The following is a 19,341-nucleotide window of genomic DNA, read 5'->3' as shown; positions in this document are numbered from 1 at the left end:
AAGGTTTAGGCATAAGTAATTTGGTTCGCAGTTGTTACCACACCAACTTATACCCCACTCCTCTTACGTTGATTATCTGCACCTGCGGATCTACCTTAAGATGAGTACGTAAGCGAGTGATAAATACGTCTAAGCTGCGGGCGTTAAAGAAACTGTCATCTCCCCATAAAGCGTCAAGCAGTTCCTTGCGCGGAATTACCTCGTATTGGTGTTTACAAAGAATTTTTAAAATATCACTCTCACGGGCAGTAAGTTGTATGTTACTTACTCCATGCTGAAGCATATTTTTGTTTGGCGAGAACGAAATATTGTTGATAGCATAAGCCTCCTGTGCCGATCTGAGCTTAGGTAAAATGCGATTGGTGCTTAGCATTACCTTTATACGCACTATCAGTTCCTCAACGCTGAACGGTTTTTTAAGATAGTCATTAGCACCAATCTCAAAACCTGCAACCACATCCTTGGGCTGCGAGCGTGCAGTAAGGAAAATAATAGGTGTTGTGTTATCCGTTGCCCTCACTTTACGAGCTACTTCAAAGCCATCCATTTTGGGCATCATTACATCAAGCACCAAAATATCGTAATTAGTGCTTTGATAGCTTTTCAGCGCTTGCTCGCCGTTGGCGCATAGTGTAACCGCAAACCCGCTTTCTTCCAGGCTTTCGCGTACAATATGCGCCAGGGCTAACTCATCTTCGGCCAAAAGTACGCGGGTATTAGTCATTACTTAAAGGTAAAGTAAAACTAACCGATGTACCGTTTCCAACAACACTTTTTACATCAACTTTGCCACCGTGCGCTTCTACCATGTGTTTTACATAGTTTAGTCCAAGCCCTGTACCCTTTACATCGTGTACATTACCGGATGGCACGCGATGAAATTTATCGAATATTTGCCCCAAATGTTCGGCAGGTATACCTATACCGTTATCTTTTACAATAAACTCTGCATAGTTGCCATTCTTTGACAGGATGATCCTTATTACAACAGGCTCAGCGCAATATTTTACAGCGTTGTCGATAAGGTTAGCGAGGATATTTCGCAGATGCAGTTTATCAGCAAATACGCTCTTTACACCAACTGTATTTTCAAAACTGATGTCAACCTGTTTGTCGGCCTTAAGCGTTTCAGAATTAACAAGATCGCTCATTAATCCGTCGATGTCTGTCCATTCTTTATTTAACGGGATATCATGGCTTTCAAAAGCTGCTATATTGAGCACTTTATTTACCAGATCGTTAAGCCTGCCGAGCTCGTTACGACAAGTTTGCAGGTAGCGCGCTGTTTTATCAGGGTCATCCAGCGCATTGTACTTTTGCATCCCCTCTATTGCTACAGATATGGTTGCAATAGGTGTTTTCAGCTCGTGCGTCATGTTATTAATAAAATCATCCTTTAGCTCCGTCAACCGTTTCTGGTTAATGATAGTTCTGATGATGTAAATAAAGCAGAAAATAGTGAACACAATTAACAAAGCCGAAAATAACAGTGGGGCTAACATTTCTTTTAGCAGGCCCGCCTGCGCCCTGTCAAACACCGCCCTCACAAAAAGCTGATTTTTAGAAGTATGCTGCAAAAACAGGAAGCCGTGATATTTGTAATTTACCTCATCTGTTTCGCTGTATCTAAGATCATCTACATGATGTGGATCGGCAGTTTTGGGAGGAATCGGTTTATCTGAGATACTTAGTTTAAAGCTCGCCTTTGGATGCAATTTATTAAGCTCTGCACGGTAATATTTTGATATTTTGAGGCTATCAGCCTGCCTAAAATTTTGTGGAAGCTCATACACCCCGTGCTTAATTATTCGGTTGTGGGCCATAAGGCTATCGCTTGGTTCTTCATTTTTATGTTTTTGCAAAAAGCCCTGTAGCTCCCCAAAATGACTTGCTATATCTTGCATAGATAACAGCATTTCTATCCTATCTAAAAAAGAAGGTACATAGAAAGACATTTCTGTTAATATCTCCGGCGTAGTTGCCTTGTGTGGGAGTTTGCGGCGATAGAAATCATAAGCACCGAGCAGCATATGATATGGCTGTCCAAAGGATGTATACTTATCTGATACCATAATATTTAAACTTGGATGTGCGGTATCCCTTTCTATTATCGTATCAAGCTTAATATGAATGGCGGTATCAGACAGGCGATACACCATTACCTTACGTATAGAATCAAAGTAGTCTCTTTTACAGCTATCCATTGCCCGCTGCATGGCTGTGTTGATATCGCGGTCAAATTGCTGCTTGTTAAGCTTATAAGCGTTAATACTCCAATAAGCCTGAAATATAATGATACCTGTGAGCGCAATTGCAGCCAATACCATCACTATCTTAAGTTTCCGTTTCATATAATTTGCGGTTGATTAAGATAAAGGTAATTTACAAGCCCACAAGCGCTCTTATCTGTTAACATACGTTAACATAAAATAAGGTTGGTTAAATAAGAGAAACCTGTTTAAACAAAAAAAGCGGCATTTCTGCCGCTTTTGTATTCAAAAAAGAACCTAATCTCTAATCTCCAATCCCTAATCTTTATAACAATAAATCACGGCCACACGCCAAGGTTTTGGTATGATACCGCAATTTTGTTAATAGCGCCAACCATTGCAGCATTGCGCAGGGTACCAATATCTGGATTGCTTTTGTAGATCTCGCGGATCTCGTGATATGAGCGGATCATGGTGTCTTCTAAACCCGAATTTACCAGTTCCAGTTCTGATGCACCTTTAACAATAGTAGCACGCTGAATAGGCGTTAAGGCGATACCCGTAATACCCTCAACCATGTTTACGAGGTTAAGGTTAGAGTTTTCCTCAAAACGGCGGTTCATGCGGCCAAACGCTACGTGGCTAAGGTTCTTTAACCATTCAAAGTATGATACGGTTACACCGCCTGCGTTGGCATACATATCCGGGATAATCATACCACCGTTTTGGTAAAATATCGCTTCAGCCTCAGGTGACGTAGGGCCGTTTGCACCCTCAGCAATAATTTTCGCTTTAATGTTACGGATGTTTGCTTCAGTGATCTGGTTTTCCAAAGCAGCCGGTACAAGAATATCACATGGTTGCTCTAAGCCTTCCATGGTGTTTTTAAACTCTTGTTTAGCACCTGCGTAACCTAAGATCGATCCGCTTGATTTGCGGTGTTGGAAAACTGCCTCAACATCTAAACCGTCCTCGTTATAAACGGCACCTTCAAACTCGCAGATACCTACGATAAGAGCACCAAACTCTGACAAGAATTTAGCCGAGTAGTAACCTACGTTACCTAAACCCTGTACAATTATTTTTTTGCCTGATAAACCCGTTGTTAAACCCAACTTATCCATATCCTCGGCAACACTAACACACTCGCGAACCGCAATTGCCACACCACGACCGGTAGCTTCTCTCCTGCCGGCAATACCGTGTAAAGCAATTGGCTTACCTGTTACAGCGCCAAGGGCATCCAGCTGACCAGGATTCATGGTTGCATACGTGTCGGCTATCCAGCTCATTTCGCGTTCGCCCGATCCATAATCCGGTGCAGGTACGTCAATGCTTGGGCCAATAAAATTCTTCTTTATCAATTCCACTGTGTAACGGCGGGTAATGTTTTCCAATTCGCCAACAGTGTAATTTTTTGGATTGATCTTGATACCACCCTTAGCGCCGCCAAATGGAACGTTAACGATAGCACACTTGTAAGTCATTAGCGCCGCAAGCGCCATTACCTCATCTTCGTTCACCATTTCGCTGTAGCGGATACCGCCTTTGGTTGGTGATTGATGATGAGAGTGCTCAACGCGCCATGCATCTATAACTTCAAAGCCATTGCCTTTACGTATTGGGAAGCGGAAGCGATAAACGCTGTTACATGATTTGATCTGGTCTAATAAACCGGCATCGTGCTTGGTGAATTGCGCTGCGTGATCGAAGTTTTTACAAACATCGCCAAAGAAATGCGTTTCCTGGTTCGCAGTCGGGTTATTCGTGCTCATATTTAGATTTTTGGTATAATTATTAATTTCTTAAAAAAGTGCCCAAATTTGGTATATTTTTTACCAATATCGCAACTGTTAAAGAGATGGTGTTTTAGTTACACCTTGCCCGGCGGCAAGCAAAAACACCGTTTAAACAATGCTGTAAGGCTTTTTGATTTAATTTTCTTTCTCGATTTTTTTTAAGCGCCTGTCAATGCTGAAGAGGTATAGGGCAAGGCCAATGAAAATAATACATATAGTGGCTATCACAACATAGATCTTACCAGAACTACGTAAAACGTCGGCCATTTCTACACTTTGTGTTTGTTGTGCCGAGACAGCCGTAAAACAGAAAATCAACGACAATAAAAAAGCAAGTTTTTTCATATTAATTAATGGCATTCTTTTTATTTTCAATTAAACGGATGCGATAACGCACAGTAGCAATCCACAACGCAATAAAACTCCAGCCCAGCATTGCCGGATAAAAAGACAATTTCATCCCATTGTCCAAATCATAACGGCCAAAAGCAGGATTGCCACCACTACCCGGGTGAAGCGAATCTGTTAAACGTGGTAAAACAAATATCAGTACCACCATTATAGGGAAAGCGAAGATGTTGTAAATGGCTGATATCTTTGCACGTTTTTGCTCCTCGTCTATAGAATTGCGCAGCACCAGGTAAGCACAATACAGCAAAAAAGCAATAGCCGCACTGTTTTGCTTAGGGTCGCCGCTCCAATACTCGCCCCATGCATATTTTGCCCAAAGCATGCCGGTTAACAAACCCAGACTGTAAAATATCAAGCCTGTGTTTACGCATTCAACAGCGGCCAAATCGTGTTCTTCTTTTCCAGTATTCAGGTATCTAACGCTGTAATATACCGATACTACAAATACAGTGAGCATTCCCATCCACATCGGTACGTGGAAATACAAATTTCTTATTGTTTCGTGAATTATAGGCAAGCGGGGCACGCGCAGCAGTAATCCGGTAATGAAGGTGGATAGTACAAGTGCTACTGCTAATACCTTCCACCACATTTGATATATAAACTTCATAGCAAAAATATGGGGCAAATGTAACAATAAGATGTATCCATTATATGCCCTGTGTTATAATTAGCATTGTTATACTATGCAAGCATAGTAGTTAAAAAAGTTGTGTTGATTAGGGTTTTGTGTTGAGAGAATGATAGTACAGATCAGTTTTAGAGATTGAAGATAAGAGATTAGTTAAAAATTTTGTCACGATACCGCGTCAGGCAATTCTAATCACTAAATCTCTGATTACTTATCTGACGGTTCATAATCCACAGGCAACATAGCTGCCAGTTTAGACTTTGACCATGTTCCCTCCACCAAGGGGGCATTGGCCACAACGGTGCCATTCATATCAAAGGCAGCAAAGTTTCCGCTGAGGGTAATGATGCTGGCTTCGTAGTTAGGCATATCCAGCGGCCGGTATACATCTTTAAAGTTATCCTTTTCAAAGCGTTTAGTGTACATCACGTATAAGTAGTGCGGAAAAGTGATTACGTAGATACCATCTTGCTCGGTCTTTCGCAGTACAGCACTTGCAGCTAAGTTTGGCCTGGTTAAATGTTCCTGGTACCACTTGGGCATGTTCTCCATGTTTATCCAAAACATCGCCGAATCGCGGTTAAAGCCGTTGAACTGTTTGATCTTCTTTTTGATCAACCATTCTGGGGCGCGGTTAGGATCGGGACTACGCATTAGATCGTATACCTCGAAGCCCTCCTGTTGCAAACGGTCCTTGTATAAAGATCTATAGAAGTGCCTTGCCGATCCGTAATATGCTTCGTCGCGCCTGGCCTTCCATTTTTTCTTTTGTTCTGCGCTGCCCGGCAGATCTTCAAACAGCGCTTTGCCTGCGTAACTGATGATGCCGGAGATATTGTTACTACTAAAATCGGCCAACAGAAATTTCACCTTATAGCCTAATGCATAGTTCGCAACCTCCAAGAACTCATCGGTAGATGCCTCAAGCGTTTGCGTTTTACGGGTGTAGGATAAATTAAGTATCCGCGGATTAGCCACTTTACATTGGCGGGCCGCATCATCATTACCAATAAATTCTTTTTTAAACTGTTCGTAGTTCTTTTTCCAGTCGGCGTTGGAGGTAATCACTACCTCCCGCATCATCATTACTTTGGGCGTAAGGCTTATCTTCAGATCAAGCGTATTGTTATTCACCTGAACCTTTTGGGTATATTCCTCGAAACCTAACACAGACACTACCAGATCATATTGGCCTGGTTTTACGCCGCGGAGCGCAAATGTGCCATCATCGGCAGTAGCTGTGCCGTATGAGGCATTGTTTAAAAATACGCTTGCTTTGACAACCGGATTAGCGCCGCCCTGTGCTGTTACTTTACCAGTAATTACACCATTTTGAGCCTTAATTGTAAAAGGCAATATCAATAAAATGCTAAAAGCTAAGCGAAAGATCAATCGCGCCATAAAAAGGGAAACAATATGAGGGATGACGCAATTACTATCACATTTATTGCCAGCAATACACCAATATTATTAAGGCTAAGGCTGCGGTCTATTCCATCCATGGCGGCTTTGCTTACTTTAACCAGCAGCAATATAACAGGTATCACAACGGGGAAACTTAAAATAGCCATCAGCGTACCGTTATTACCTGCTTTAGAGGCTATTGCAGAGATCATGGTGAATACGGTAGAAAAACTCATACTCCCCAACAGAACGGTAATAAAGTAATATAGCATATCATCTACCTTATTAGGGAAAAACAACCGGTAAACTACCAATGCCAGCACACTAAGCAGCGACATGAGCAGCGTGTTGTAAATAGTTTTGGAAAGAATTATGGCTTGCGGGTGAGCAATGGTATAATAATACAGCAACCGGGCCTTGCTCTCCTGCAGAAAGCTTTTGGCAATGGCATTAACCGATGCAAATAGCATGATGATCCAGAACAGAATGTTCCATACAATGGGATAGCCAGGTGTCTGTTTAAAACCAGGATTTAAATTGAAGGAGATGTAGCATACAAATACCGTGGAGACAATATAAAGCAGGAGGCCGTTGAAGGCGTATTTAGAACGCCACTCAAGGATGATCTCCTTCTTTAACAGCTCAATAGTTTGCCCCGCCAGTTTCATGTCGCGAATTTAATAAGTTAAGTCCGAAGTCGAAAGCTTTGAGTATTAAGTCACAAAAGATTGACCAAGTATTTGACTTAGGACTTTCGACTCAAACAGCTACCTTAGCAACATGAATAATTTGCGGTTGCATAACAAATGGGTATTGGTTACAGGTGCATCATCAGGGCTTGGGCAGGAAATGGCCAGGCAACTTGCAACCCTGCACAAAGCCAATTTAGTTATTGCCGCTCGCCGGGCAGACAAACTGGAACAACTTAAAGCTGAACTGGAAAAAACAGCAGGTGTAAAAGTTAAAGTTGTAGTTGCCGATCTATCCACCATTGAAGGCGCAGACCACGTAGTTGCCGAATGCCTTGCTAATGGAGAGTTGTATGGCGCAATCCTAAATGCCGGTGTCACCTACTTTGGTCGCCACAGCCAGTTGCCGTGGGATAAGTTTGAATCTATCCTGAAAACAAATGTTATTGGTGTAGTGCGTATGGCTAACGCTCTGGTAAGTCACTTCGAAACAAGCAAACAAGAAGGTGGCTTGATGCTGGTATCAAGCATGGCCGGTTTTTTCCCTGTACCGTATCAAACCGCATATTCGGCTACCAAGGCTTTTATTAATGCATTTGGTAACGCCCTGTATAACGAGTTGACCAATCCAAACTTTTCAATAACCGTATTTGCTCCCGGCGGCATTGCTACCGAAATGACCCATGGTGCCGAATTTGGCGAGTTACAGGGCTGGTTAATGCCGGTGCAACAAGCTGCCAAAGAAGCCATACGCGCATTTGTAACCCGTAAATTCAACTACATACCAGGGCTGATGAACCGTTTAGGGAAGGTGTTTATGAAGTTCTTACCCGCAAAATTTATCGGCGGCCGTATGAGCAAGGTTTATCTCAAATCGTTATTAAAAAGCGAACAGCAATAAGATCATGGCAGAGGTTTACTATTTGTCGCCCTTAGGTATTACAAATATTGTTGAAGAAGATGGCTTAATTACAAAGGTATCTATTCGTGATGAGGAAGATCTTAAGCCCACAACCACAGATGTTGCCGTACTTAAACAAGCCATAACACAGCTTGAGGAGTACTTTGCAGGCAGCCGAAAGGCGTTTGACCTGCCAATGAAACAGCCGGGGTCAGATTTCCAGCAAGCCGTTTGGCAGGAGTTGCAGCGCATACCTTACGGCAGCACCATAACTTACAGCCAACAATCGCAAAAAATGAACAACCCTTTAGGCATAAGGGCAATAGCAGCAGCCAACGGGCGTAATAATTTATGGATACTTGTGCCTTGTCACCGCGTTTTAGGCAGCAACGGAAGCCTTACGGGTTATGCCGGAGGCTTATGGCGTAAAAAGTGGTTGTTAGAGCACGAGGCTAAAACACTTGGCGTAGGCCAAACTACGCTGGCATTTTAGGCTTAATCCTTTTTTTTAAAAGCCTGATCATTTTATCGTGAAGCTCGTGCGCCTCAAATGGTTTTGGCAGCACATCGTTCATGCCCGAGGATATAGCTTCTACCTGCTCATGCTCAAACGCTGATGCTGATAATGAAATAATAGGTACGCTCCTTTTAGGCTCCTCAAAATCCATACGTATGGCGCGGGCTGCCTGATAGCCGTTTAATCCCGGCATGTGGGTATCCATCAACACGAGGTCAAAATCCTGTTCTTTTAGTTTTTCAAGAGCTTTGTATCCGTTATCGGCAACCTCAAATTCAACACTCCAGTCTTTAAGCATTTTGGTTACCATAAACTGGTTTATCATGTTATCTTCGGCTACCAAAACACGCGTGTTCACAAACGGTGCAAGCTTTCTGCCCACTTTTACAGGCTTTGGCGTACTGCTCTCATGTGCTATGTTAAACCAGTTTGTAAAATTAAACACACTACCTTCGCCTAATTTACTGCTTACGGTTAGTTCCCCGCCTTTAAGCTCTACAAGTTTTTTTACAATGGTAAGCCCTAAGCCGGTACCGCCATATTTGCTTGAAGTATCATCCTCTGCCTGCTCAAATGATTCAAATATCTTTGTTAACCTTGATGCCGGGATGCCTATACCGGTGTCTTCAATGCTAAATTTCAATTTAACACGGCTATCATCTATTTTTTGCAGAACGGATACCTTGAGCTTTACGTAACCTCTATCGGTAAATTTAAGCGCGTTGCTCAGCAGGTTCATTAGTATCTGGTTCAGCCTTAACGAATCTAACTGCAGCATTTCGGGCACATCGTTATCAATTTCCTTGGTAAATTCGATATCCTTCTCGTCGGCCTGGTATTTAAGTAAGCCGTAAACGCTGTTTACAAGCGCCCTTACATTATTAGGTGTACGCACAATGCTAAACTTACCTGCCTCAATTTTTGAAAGATCGAGTACATCGTTGATAACCCCGAGCAGCGAACGCGAAGATGTTTCCATCATGGTTAACAGGTTTTCTTGCTGCTCGTCAATATTTGTTTTTTTTAGCAGGTTGGTCAGCCCTATGATACCATTTACCGGTGTGCGCAACTCATGGCTCATATTGGCTAAAAACGTTTCTTTAATTTTTTTGCCATATTCAGCAGCTTCCTTTGATTTGATAAGCTGTTGCTCATAACTTTTTTGGGGCGATACATCACTGATGTTCATAAATATTGTTCGCCCGCGGTAAGAAACGCGGCACTCCGTCCAGATCACGCTTTTATTAAAGGTGCTGAACTGAAATTCCATTACTGAGAAGGGTTGGTTTTCTCTTATGATCTCACCTAACTTTTTTCTGAAAGCAGACTGCTCACTTTCGATTGCGAAATCGACTATGCTTTTGTCTAATACCTCTTCCGGCTTATGACCCAGTATCGTCTCAACAGCCTGGTTTATGGTTTCAATGCGTAAACTGTCGGCATTTATAGAACAGATGATATCGGCACTATTTTTAACTACAAGCGCCATATTTTGCAGTTGCTCGTTCTTTTGTTTGATCTCTTCCTGGCTGCGCGAAAGCTGTATAAATGCATCAACCTTGGCTGAAGTTACGTACGGATCAAGCGGTTTGTATAGGTAATCTACAGCGCCGGCGCCAAAGCCTTTAACAACATATTTAGATTCCTTGGAAATAGCTGTAACAAAGATCACCAGGATATCTTTAGTACGCGGGTTAGACTTTAGCATTTCCACCAACTCAAAGCCATCCATCTCCGGCATTTGCACGTCTACAAGGGCTATACAGATCTGGTTCTCCCAGGCTATTTTTAAAGCCTCGTTTGGAGAGGTGGTTGTAAATAACTTGATATCATCGCGTTTAAGCAATGCCTCAAGAGTTACTATATTTTCCTCTCTGTCGTCGACAATAAGGATATTAATGGGAGTCATCTAATTATGTTGGGTATCAGGTGGTGTTTGTAAAAGCTCAAATATATCTTCAAAAGATAACACGTATTCCGCAGCATGCATGTCAATAGCGGCCTGCGGCATTTCCGTCATTTCTGCATCTGCGGGGTCTTGTGCAATGGTTAATGCCCCGCTTCGCCGCAATTTAAGTAAACCCTCTGCCCCATCCTGGTTAGCGCCTGAGAACAAAATAGCTGTTACGCTATCTCTGTAAACCTCCGCAACGCTTTCAAAAGTCACATCAATGGAAGGCTTTGAGTACCAAACTGCTTCAGATACATCTAAACTGAAAAAGCCATCTTTTTCTACAAGTGAGTGATAATTTGCCGGGGCTATGTATATGGTGTTGGCCTGTATGGGTTCTTTATCGCTTATCTCGCGTAAGGACATACGGCTATTCTCGGCAAACAGTTTTTCTATCTCTGAATAAAAATTTTTTTTACGGTGAATGATGATAATCACCGTTTTATCAAAGCTCTCCGGCAATACCTTCACCAATTTAAAAAGCAACTTAAAAGAGCCCGCGGAACCACCTAAAAGCAGTATTTGCGAGCTAAGCCATTGTTGTTTTATGTGAGCATCAAGCGCCAATTTTTTGGTAGATATTTTCCTTTTGGTTGATCACCTTAAATTTCTTGCGGAAAGCATCTGAGCGGATAGTTTCCTTATTACCCAGGCAAAGGTAACCCAGCGGACAAAGGCTGTTGTAAAACAGCTCGAGTATACGGTGCTGCAATTCTGTTTCAAAGTAAATAAAAACGTTACGGCAGCTGATCATCTGAAACTCGTTGAAAACGGTGTCGGATATCAGGTTGTGTACAGAAAACAAGGTATTTTGCTTTAACTCACTCTGTATAGCTGCTGCATCGTAAGCAATAGTAAAATGATCTGTTAACGATCCCGGCAAACCGGTAAACACATAATTTTCTGCATAGCTTTTGATCTTGCGTAAGCTGTAGATCCCCTTCTTTGCTTCATTAAGTACTTCAGTATTTACATCAGTTCCGTAGATGAATGATCGCTTTAGCAAGTTCTCCTCTTTCAGAAGAATAGCCAGCGAATACGCCTCCTCGCCGGATGAGCAGCCCGCGCACCAGATCTTTACATGCTGGTAAGTTGATAGGTATGGAACAACCTGGCTCCGTAAAGCTTTGTAAAAAGCCGGATCACGGAACATCTCTGTTACGTTTACGGTTATCTCCTCTAAAAATTCCTGAAAAAAGGGAGGATCGTTTATAAGCAAATGCTTAAGATCATAGAAAGCCAGTTTCTTCAGCATCAATATACGACCAATGCGACGCTTAAACGACGCTTCCGTGTAATCGCTAAAATCAAAACCGTGAATTTTTTTAACAATATCTATCAGTTCTTTTAGCTGTGCGTCTGTTATAGTCTCTTTAGAAACAGATATATTCATAACTAACTATCCAACCACAATTGCATTAACGATATGAGCCTGTCCATATCAACCGGTTTAGTGATATAATCATTAGCACCGGCAGCAATACATTTTTCGCGGTCATCTTTCATGGCCTTAGCTGTTAACGCAATAACCGGCAGCTTTGTCCACTTGGCTTGTTTGCGTATTTGCCTGGTGGCTTCGTAGCCATCCATTTTAGGCATCATGATATCCATCAGCACAATATCAATATCGGTCACTTCCTCAAGCTTAGTTAAGGCTTCCTCGCCATCGTTCGCTATCTCAACTACCAGATCGTAGCTTTCAAGTGCGCTGCTAAGGGCAAATATGTTGCGCATATCGTCATCAACAATCAGTACCTTTTTACCCTTAATGGCGTCTTTCCCTTTCGTTATCATTTTCTGTTTCGGCTGTGTATTATTTGTTGCTTGTGGGGTGTTTTCGCTAATTTTGTTTAAGAACAGGTTAACTTCATCTATTAACCTATCAGATGACTTACTTGTTTTAACAACCATCGCATTTGCATACTGCATTAAGCGATTTACTGAAGTTTTATCCAATTCCATTGCCGTATTGATGATAACCGGCAACGATGCGAACTTATCAACCTCTTTAATTTTGTCCAAAAGATCAAGCCCTGAGATATCAGGCAGGTTAAGGTCAAGTATCACGCACTGGTAATCATGCTCATGAAGCATGCGGAATGCCGACTCACCGTCAAAGGCCTGATCTACCGTGATTCCCTGGCTTTGCATCAGGTCTTTAAGCGCCTGGCTTTGCGCCTTGTGGTCTTCGACCAGTAGTATCTGGGTAAACCTTGTGCCGTTTCGCGCCATGATATCGCCAAACAGTTTATCAAGTGTTTCGGTATTAACCGGTTTTTTAAGGAAGCTGATAGCACCCTCTTTACGTACACGATTAGCAGCCGCTTCACCAGCTGACATCAAATGCACCGGTATGTGCAGCGTTTGTTCGTCCTGTTTCAGCTCTTTCAATATCTGCCAGCCATCTTTGCCCGGCAGCATAATATCCAGTATAACCGCATCAGGCTGTTGTTCTTTAATGGCTTCAACCGCATCGGTACCTTCGTTGATCATTACTGATTTAAAACCATGATCGCGGGCATAGTCCTGAAGAATAACTGCAAAATTTGGGTCGTCTTCAACGATTATCACAAACGGCTCATGCAAAGGGTCAGCTTCTTTTTTCGGAACAGATTGAAGAAAGTTTTGAGGCGCCGGCTGGTAAGTTTCAACGGTTGGCACTACATCATCTTCCTGGTTTTCAAAGTGGGCCTCAAACGGCAGGGTAAGTATAAACTCACTACCCACACCCGGCTCACTGCTTAGGGTAATGTCGCCGCCTAATAAGGTAGCCAATTCCCTGCTGATAGACAGGCCAAGACCGGTACCACCGTATTTACGACTAGTAGAACCATCTGCCTGTTGAAATGCCTCGAAAATTATACGCTGCTTATCTGCAGGGATGCCGATACCTGTATCTTTTATCTTAAATGAAACCGTATTTGGCCTTGGGCCCGCAACAGCGCTTACGCTAATTGAGCCGCTCTCCGGCGTAAACTTAAATGCGTTTGAAAGTAAGTTTTTGATCACCTGTTCAACACGTACCTTATCTGTTAAAATGCTTGGTGGCACGCCGGAAGAGTTGGTAGTGAACTTGATATTTTTATTAAGCGCAACCTCGGCAAACAACGATTGCATATCCGATAAGATATCGGCGATGTTGGTAACCTCTGTTTGCATGTCCAGTTTTCCGGATTCTATCTTAGAAAGATCGAGAATATCGTTAATAAGAGTCAACAGATCGTTACCGGCGTTAAAAATAACGCTTGCATACTTGATCTGGTCTTCTGATAAGTTAGCCGGTTTATTATCTTTAAGTATGCGCGCCAATACCAGGATACTATTTAGCGGGGTACGCAACTCGTGGCTCATGTTGGCCAAAAACTCCGACTTGTAACGGCCTGTAGTTTCCAATTCGGTCGCCTTTTGCGTTATCGACTGGCGCGCCTCTTCTATTGCCTGGTTCTTTTCTTCAAGTAAACTGGCTTTTTCTTCCAGTTCGGCATTGATGGTACGCAGTTCTTCCTGCTGTACGCGCAACTCTTCTTCTGATGCCTGCAACATTTCTGTTTTGTTCATCAGCTCTTCGTTGGTTACGCGCATCTCTTCCTGCTGGGCTTCCAATTCTTCTGCCTGCTGTTGGGTCTCTTCAAACAGATCGTGCATAATAGTGCGGGCCTGTGCAGTGTTAACAGCAACTGCTACATCGTTAGATACACGCTCAATGTATTCTTTTACCTGCGCAGATACCTCGCCGCGGAAAGCAAGCTCAAAAACACCCTTTAACTTTTTATCGAATAAAAAAGGCACAATAAAGGTCTCGATATGCTCATCCTTAACTATTGAGCTGGTTAGTTGCAGGCTATCATTGAGCTTGCCTTTTATTACAGCTGCTTTTTCATCTTTAGCCGCCTGGCCTATCCAGCCTTCTGAAATGCGGATAGTTTGTTTGATCTCCGCGGGATTTGCAAATGCGTAAGAAGCGTAAAGATCAAGGGTTTCTGTGCCATCATTGTACAAGTATATGGTACCACTAAAGGCTTCGGCATAACGGCTCAACTCGGTAAGCACATTCTCCGATAGTTCTTTCTCACTTTGCTGGCCCTGCATCTTATCGTTTAAGATACCAATGCCGGTAAGGAGCCAATTTTTATCTTCGTTCTCTTTTAATACCTTTTCTAACTCAATGTTAGCAAGTCTTACTTCTTCCTCAACCCTTTTCTGCCTTTTAAAAGTTCCTTGTATGTAATAGAACATTACTATTACGATGGCTAAAAACAAGCAGCAGCCAACCAAGATTATCTGTATGGCTTGAGCCGAAGCTTTTTCTGAAGCAGCTTTACGCTGATCGAGCAATGTGTTCTCAGATACAACCAACCGGTTGCTGATACCACGGATGCTATCCATGTTCTGCTTGCCGCCCAAAAACATCTTGTTGGCTACCATATACTCCAGGCCCATTTTCTCACGGGTGTCTATATTGGTTTTCAACACCAGCAATTGGCGGTTTACCAGATCTTTTAAAGAATCTATCCGGCGTGCCTGGACCGCGTTATCTGAAACCAGGTTACTTAACTGGTAAAGGTTCTCGGTAATTTTAGGTACAGCAGCGTTATAAGGGTCTAAGAAGGTTTTATTTGCCGTAGCGCCGTAACCTCGCATGCCGGTTTCACCGTCAATCAAAAGCTGTAAAACTTCATTGGATGTTTTAATAACCTTTTGCGTGTGGTTAACCCATATGGTGTCGTCCTCAAGCTGTTTGATGCTTTTAAAGGATAGTGTGCCAACCAATAATACAAGCAGGATGGATATACCAAAGCCTAACATTACCTGGTTACGAAAGGAAAGCTTGAGCATAGTGTAGATAGTGGTTTATATTGCTACAAATATGTTAAAAAATTATACGCCTTATATACGGTTTGATGTAATAAACAGAGAGGTGGTATTATTGGTTAAACTGTTGCAAATTAACAGGTTTTTCGGTTAAAACTGCGCCAACCAGTGAAAGCAAAGCCCCTGCAAATAACACATACCAGCCCCATTTAAATGCTATCTGCTTTGCCAGAAATCCGCTTACGCCTTTAAACGGAATAAAGCTGAAAGTGGTTTTAACTTTAAACACAGCGGCAATAAAAAGCAATGTTACTAAAATAGCTGCCGCCCAGGCAGCTATACGGGTAACGTTAACCTGGTTTAGTACTGTACACAAAATACCAATTACACCTACAAGCATCAGCACCATTCCGTAGGGTTGGTTAAGCTTGTAAACGTTCATATTAAATAAGTGGAAAGGCCTTAACAGCGGACAAAAGGTGGCCACTATCAAAGTAAGAAAGCCCAGCATGGCTACAAGTGATGAAAGTCGCATAGGTGATAAAAGGAATTTTTTACCTGGTTATTTCCATTTTTTCTGCAAAGTGGGCGCAGTAATCGCGCAGATCCTCTACAATATTCTGCTCGCCGGTTGCACGTAAAAAGGTATCGCCCATGGTTTGCAGCGTTTCGTAGAAAAAGCGCTTCATCTCATCAACGGGCATTTCTTTAGTCCACAGGTCAATCTTCATGGTGTTTTTATAGCTGGGGTCCCAAACAGAAAGCATCAGGGCTTTCACCGGTACGGCATCCTCACCTTTTGAGTCTGTTGAGGTCCATACAATTTTCTCAGGCACGTTATTATCGTCAAGGGTAACGGTCAGCTTTATTTCAGCGGTTTTCATTTATAAAGTACTATTTAACAAGGAAAAAAATTATCAGCACCAAAGTTATAAAGCTTAGCTCTACAATCCACAGGTTTTTGGTTATCGTAAAGAAATTGCGGAAAATAAGATCTAAAAATGACACAACAACCCCGAACAGGATAAAGATCCACGCTACTGTAGTGCCCCAGTTTCCGCTTGGCATACCCGTAATTTTGGCGCCGGTAAAAAACAAATAACCTGCTGCAATAAAGAAAAAAGCCGTAGCGAAATTCAGAGGACTTATCCTGAATTTGCGTTGCTGGTTAACGTTTCCGGCCTGATCGTTTTGCTCCGCCATTTTGTTTAGATGGTTTTTTATTACTTGGATGGTTAGGGTTTCGTTTTGCTTTTTCGGCATCAAATTTCTTGTGCTGATTGGCTGATTTCTTTTCATGGAAGGCTCCCTTAAAGTCAGGGTCTTCTTTACGTTTTTGCAGATCTATCTCACGTGCCTGGTCCTGTCGCTCCTGGTAAGGGGTTTCTTCTATAAATACTTCCGCAGGTATTTCAAGCACAGGGATGATCTGGCGAATAAGCTTTTGTATCTTATTTAGATAATACTGTTCAGATGGTGTAGCAAATGTGATTGCAACACCCTTATTATAGGCCCTGCCTGTACGACCTATCCTATGCACATAATCCTCTATTACCACGGGTACATCAAAGTTTATCACGTGACTTACGTCGCTTACGTCAATGCCGCGCGATGCAACGTCGGTAGCAACCAATATCTTTACCTCATCGTTCTTAAAAGAATTGATCGAATTTATCCTGGTGTTTTGCCCCTTGTTGGCATGTAATACCTTTACTTCCGCCTCGCCAAACTTACGTGCAAGAAATTTAAAAACATCTTCGGCCACTACCCTTGTTTTACAGAAGATGATGAGTTTTTTGATATCATCTTCTTTGTCCAACAAAGTCTTTAACAGGTTTATTTTGGTTTTAATATTGGGAACCTGATATAACTGCTGCTCCACGGTTTCTGCGGCCGTAGCCTGCGGGGTTACCTCTATTACTGTAGGGAACTCCAAAAAATTACCTGCCAAACTATGCACTTTATCGCTCATGGTTGCAGAAAAAAGCAAATTCTGCCGTTTAACCGGCACAACTTCTAAAATGCGGTTTATCTGCGGCATAAAGCCCATATCCATCATTTTATCAGCCTCATCAAGCACAAGGGTTTGCAACTGTTTGGTAACAATATGGCCGGCGATGTAAATATCCAGGAAGCGGCCGGGTGTAGCCACAATAATATCCACACCTTTATTAACTTGTTCGATCTGTGTTTTTGGGCCCAAACCACCATATAATACCACCGTACGCAGGTCTGTATTGGCAGCAAACGTGCGGATATTCTCCTCTATCTGCATGGCAAGTTCCCGCGTAGGCGATACGATAAGCGCCCGCGGGTTTTCGCCTTGCGCATACTTCAATTTCATCAGCAACGGCAACACGTAGGCCGCAGTTTTACCGGTACCTGTTTGCGCTATGCCCATCACGTCCTGCCCGTTCAATATCGGCGGGATTGCTTTTTGCTGTATGGGGGTTGGCTGTGTGTAACCGGCATCGGCAATGGCATTTAATATCTGCCGGTTAAATTTAAAGTCATCAAAAGTTTCTGCCATGGGCGCAAAGATAAGGTTTTGGGTTTAGTTAATTAGAGGTTGGAGATTAGAGATTAGTTGAAAGCGTAGAGTGATCACCTACTAATCTCTAATCACAAATCAACTAATCTCTAATTTTTACCCACTAATCACTATTTTTACCGCCATGTCATCTATCCTCATTAAAGCAGCTACCATAGTTAACGAAGGCAAAGAATTTACCGGCGATGTGCTGGTTAAAGACGGTTTTATTGAACGCGTTGACAGCAGTATCAATATCATTGCCGACCGCGAAATCAATGCGGAAGGCTTGCATCTGTTCCCGGGCGCGATTGATGACCAGGTGCATTTTCGCGAGCCGGGATTAACGCATAAGGGTAATATCTATACCGAATCGCGGGCGGCAGTTGCAGGTGGAATCACTTCTTTTATGGAGATGCCTAACACGGTGCCTAACACGCTTACACAAGAACTGCTTGAGGAAAAATACCAGATAGGTGCAAAAGATTCGTTAGCTAACTACTCGTTTTTTATGGGTGCCTCTAACGATAACCTTGACGAAGTTTTAAAGACGGATATTAAAAACGTTTGCGGTGTAAAGGTTTTCATGGGCTCCTCAACCGGTAATATGCTTGTGGATAACCGCACCACACTGGAGAATTTGTTTGCCAATTCGCCCATGCTAATTGCTACCCACTGCGAGGATGAGGCAACCATTAGGCGCAATTTGGCCCATTATAAGGAATTGATGGGCGATGACATACCTGTGCGTTACCACCCTATTATCCGTAGTGAGGAAGCTTGCTACCTATCATCATCGATGGCGGTAGAACTGGCTAAAAAACACAATACACGTTTACACATCCTGCACATATCTACCGGTAAGGAGACTCATTTATTTAGCAATGATATTCCGCTTGCAGAAAAACGCATCACTGCCGAAGCCTGCATTCACCACATGTGGTTCAGCGATGCAGATTATGAGACCAAGGGCAATTTCATCAAATGGAACCCGGCAGTGAAAACGGCGGCTGACCGCGATGAGATCTTGAAAGCAGTGCTTGACGGCCGAATAGATGTAATTGCCACCGACCATGCCCCCCATACACTTGCCGAAAAGGAACAAAACTACTTACAGGCCCCATCCGGCGGGCCGCTGGTGCAGCATGCGCTTGTAGCCATGCTGGAGCTTTATCACCACGGTAAAATTACCCTCGCGCAAATAGCTGAAAAGATGGCGCATAACGTGGCCACCATATTCCAGGTAGAGAAACGCGGCTTTGTACGCGAAGGCTACTGGGCAGATCTGGTTTTGGTTAACCTGAACAAACCATGGCAGGTAAACAAAGGCAACATCCTTTACAAATGCGGCTGGTCACCGTTTGAGGAAGCTACTTTCCGCTCGCAGGTGGTGAGCACCATTGTATCGGGTAACCTGGCTTACGAGAACGGCAGTTTCAGCAATGAAAAAAGCGGACAACGATTAAGCTTCGTCCGCTGATGGTGG

General features: G+C 42.9%; 18 protein-coding genes. 3 read left to right on the top strand and 15 right to left on the bottom strand.

The window, feature by feature from the left end; all coding sequences use genetic code 11:
• Positions 1 to 34: 34 nt before the first annotated feature.
• From FPZ42_RS13670 to FPZ42_RS13640, 7 genes are all read right to left on the bottom strand, one after another.
• Positions 35 to 724, bottom strand: a complete 690-nt coding sequence (locus tag FPZ42_RS13670) for a response regulator transcription factor (RefSeq protein WP_146272202.1) — start codon at positions 722 to 724, stop codon at positions 35 to 37.
• Complete coding sequence (locus FPZ42_RS13665; RefSeq protein WP_146272201.1) at positions 717 to 2,351, bottom strand: sensor histidine kinase; 1,635 nt, start codon at positions 2,349 to 2,351, stop codon at positions 717 to 719. The genes FPZ42_RS13670 and FPZ42_RS13665 overlap by 8 nt, the downstream gene beginning before the upstream one ends.
• A gap of 197 nt (positions 2,352 to 2,548) precedes the next feature.
• The gene (locus FPZ42_RS13660) at positions 2,549 to 3,985 is read right to left on the bottom strand and encodes a Glu/Leu/Phe/Val family dehydrogenase (protein WP_146272200.1); all 1,437 of its coding nucleotides are present in this window, start codon (positions 3,983 to 3,985) and stop codon (positions 2,549 to 2,551) included.
• A gap of 159 nt (positions 3,986 to 4,144) precedes the next feature.
• Positions 4,145 to 4,354: a CcmD family protein gene (locus FPZ42_RS13655; RefSeq protein WP_146272199.1), complete on the bottom strand. Its 210-nt coding sequence runs from the start codon at positions 4,352 to 4,354 to the stop codon at positions 4,145 to 4,147.
• 1 nt (position 4,355) lies between these two features.
• A complete protein-coding gene (gene ccsA, locus FPZ42_RS13650) occupies positions 4,356 to 5,021 on the bottom strand; it encodes a cytochrome c biogenesis protein CcsA (protein WP_146272254.1) in 666 nt (221 codons plus the stop codon).
• A 237-nt stretch (positions 5,022 to 5,258) separates the two neighbouring features.
• A complete protein-coding gene (locus FPZ42_RS13645; RefSeq protein WP_186458772.1) occupies positions 5,259 to 6,407 on the bottom strand; it encodes a carboxypeptidase-like regulatory domain-containing protein in 1,149 nt (382 codons plus the stop codon).
• Positions 6,408 to 6,439: 32 nt separating this feature from the next.
• Positions 6,440 to 7,123, bottom strand: a complete 684-nt coding sequence (locus FPZ42_RS13640) for a heme exporter protein CcmB (RefSeq protein WP_146272197.1) — start codon at positions 7,121 to 7,123, stop codon at positions 6,440 to 6,442.
• Between the two features lie 112 nt (positions 7,124 to 7,235).
• Here FPZ42_RS13640 and FPZ42_RS13635 point away from each other — a divergent pair, with 112 nt between their 5' ends.
• Complete coding sequence (locus FPZ42_RS13635; RefSeq protein WP_146272196.1) at positions 7,236 to 8,045, top strand: SDR family NAD(P)-dependent oxidoreductase; 810 nt, start codon at positions 7,236 to 7,238, stop codon at positions 8,043 to 8,045.
• 4 nt (positions 8,046 to 8,049) lie between these two features.
• Positions 8,050 to 8,538, top strand: a complete 489-nt coding sequence (locus FPZ42_RS13630) for a methylated-DNA--[protein]-cysteine S-methyltransferase (protein ID WP_146272195.1) — start codon at positions 8,050 to 8,052, stop codon at positions 8,536 to 8,538.
• Here the strand turns inward: FPZ42_RS13630 and FPZ42_RS13625 are convergent.
• From FPZ42_RS13625 to FPZ42_RS13590, 8 genes are all read right to left on the bottom strand, one after another.
• Entirely contained in the window at positions 8,522 to 10,471 is a 1,950-nt protein-coding gene (locus FPZ42_RS13625; RefSeq protein ID WP_146272194.1) for a response regulator, read from the bottom strand. The genes FPZ42_RS13630 and FPZ42_RS13625 overlap by 17 nt on opposite strands.
• Positions 10,472 to 11,080 (bottom strand): chemotaxis protein CheB, encoded by a 609-nt coding sequence (locus FPZ42_RS13620; protein ID WP_186458771.1) that lies wholly within the window; start codon positions 11,078 to 11,080, stop codon positions 10,472 to 10,474.
• Positions 11,070 to 11,906, bottom strand: a complete 837-nt coding sequence (locus FPZ42_RS13615; protein WP_146272192.1) for a CheR family methyltransferase — start codon at positions 11,904 to 11,906, stop codon at positions 11,070 to 11,072. The genes FPZ42_RS13620 and FPZ42_RS13615 overlap by 11 nt, the downstream gene beginning before the upstream one ends.
• Positions 11,907 to 11,908: 2 nt before the next feature.
• The gene (locus tag FPZ42_RS13610; protein ID WP_146272191.1) at positions 11,909 to 15,349 is read right to left on the bottom strand and encodes a response regulator; all 3,441 of its coding nucleotides are present in this window, start codon (positions 15,347 to 15,349) and stop codon (positions 11,909 to 11,911) included.
• An 88-nt stretch (positions 15,350 to 15,437) separates the two neighbouring features.
• Positions 15,438 to 15,860 carry a hypothetical protein gene (locus FPZ42_RS13605; protein ID WP_146272190.1) on the bottom strand — a complete coding sequence of 141 codons (423 nt, stop codon included), beginning with the start codon at positions 15,858 to 15,860 and terminating at the stop codon, positions 15,438 to 15,440.
• Positions 15,861 to 15,879: 19 nt separating this feature from the next.
• Entirely contained in the window at positions 15,880 to 16,209 is a 330-nt protein-coding gene (gldC, locus tag FPZ42_RS13600) for a gliding motility protein GldC (protein ID WP_146272189.1), read from the bottom strand.
• A 10-nt stretch (positions 16,210 to 16,219) separates the two neighbouring features.
• Entirely contained in the window at positions 16,220 to 16,528 is a 309-nt protein-coding gene (locus FPZ42_RS13595; RefSeq protein ID WP_146272188.1) for a hypothetical protein, read from the bottom strand.
• Positions 16,494 to 17,855, bottom strand: a complete 1,362-nt coding sequence (locus FPZ42_RS13590; protein WP_146272187.1) for a DEAD/DEAH box helicase — start codon at positions 17,853 to 17,855, stop codon at positions 16,494 to 16,496. The genes FPZ42_RS13595 and FPZ42_RS13590 overlap by 35 nt, the downstream gene beginning before the upstream one ends.
• A 145-nt stretch (positions 17,856 to 18,000) precedes the next feature.
• On the opposite strand from FPZ42_RS13590, the gene FPZ42_RS13585 reads away from it, so the two are divergent.
• Complete coding sequence (locus FPZ42_RS13585) at positions 18,001 to 19,335, top strand: dihydroorotase (protein WP_146272186.1); 1,335 nt, start codon at positions 18,001 to 18,003, stop codon at positions 19,333 to 19,335.
• Positions 19,336 to 19,341: the final 6 nt, after the last annotated feature.

The sequence above is a fragment of the Mucilaginibacter achroorhodeus genome (assembly GCF_007846095.1).
GTDB classification, from domain to species: domain Bacteria; phylum Bacteroidota; class Bacteroidia; order Sphingobacteriales; family Sphingobacteriaceae; genus Mucilaginibacter; species Mucilaginibacter achroorhodeus.
The sequence above is the reverse complement of the archived record's forward strand: the minus strand, read 5'-3'. Positions and strand labels throughout refer to the sequence as shown.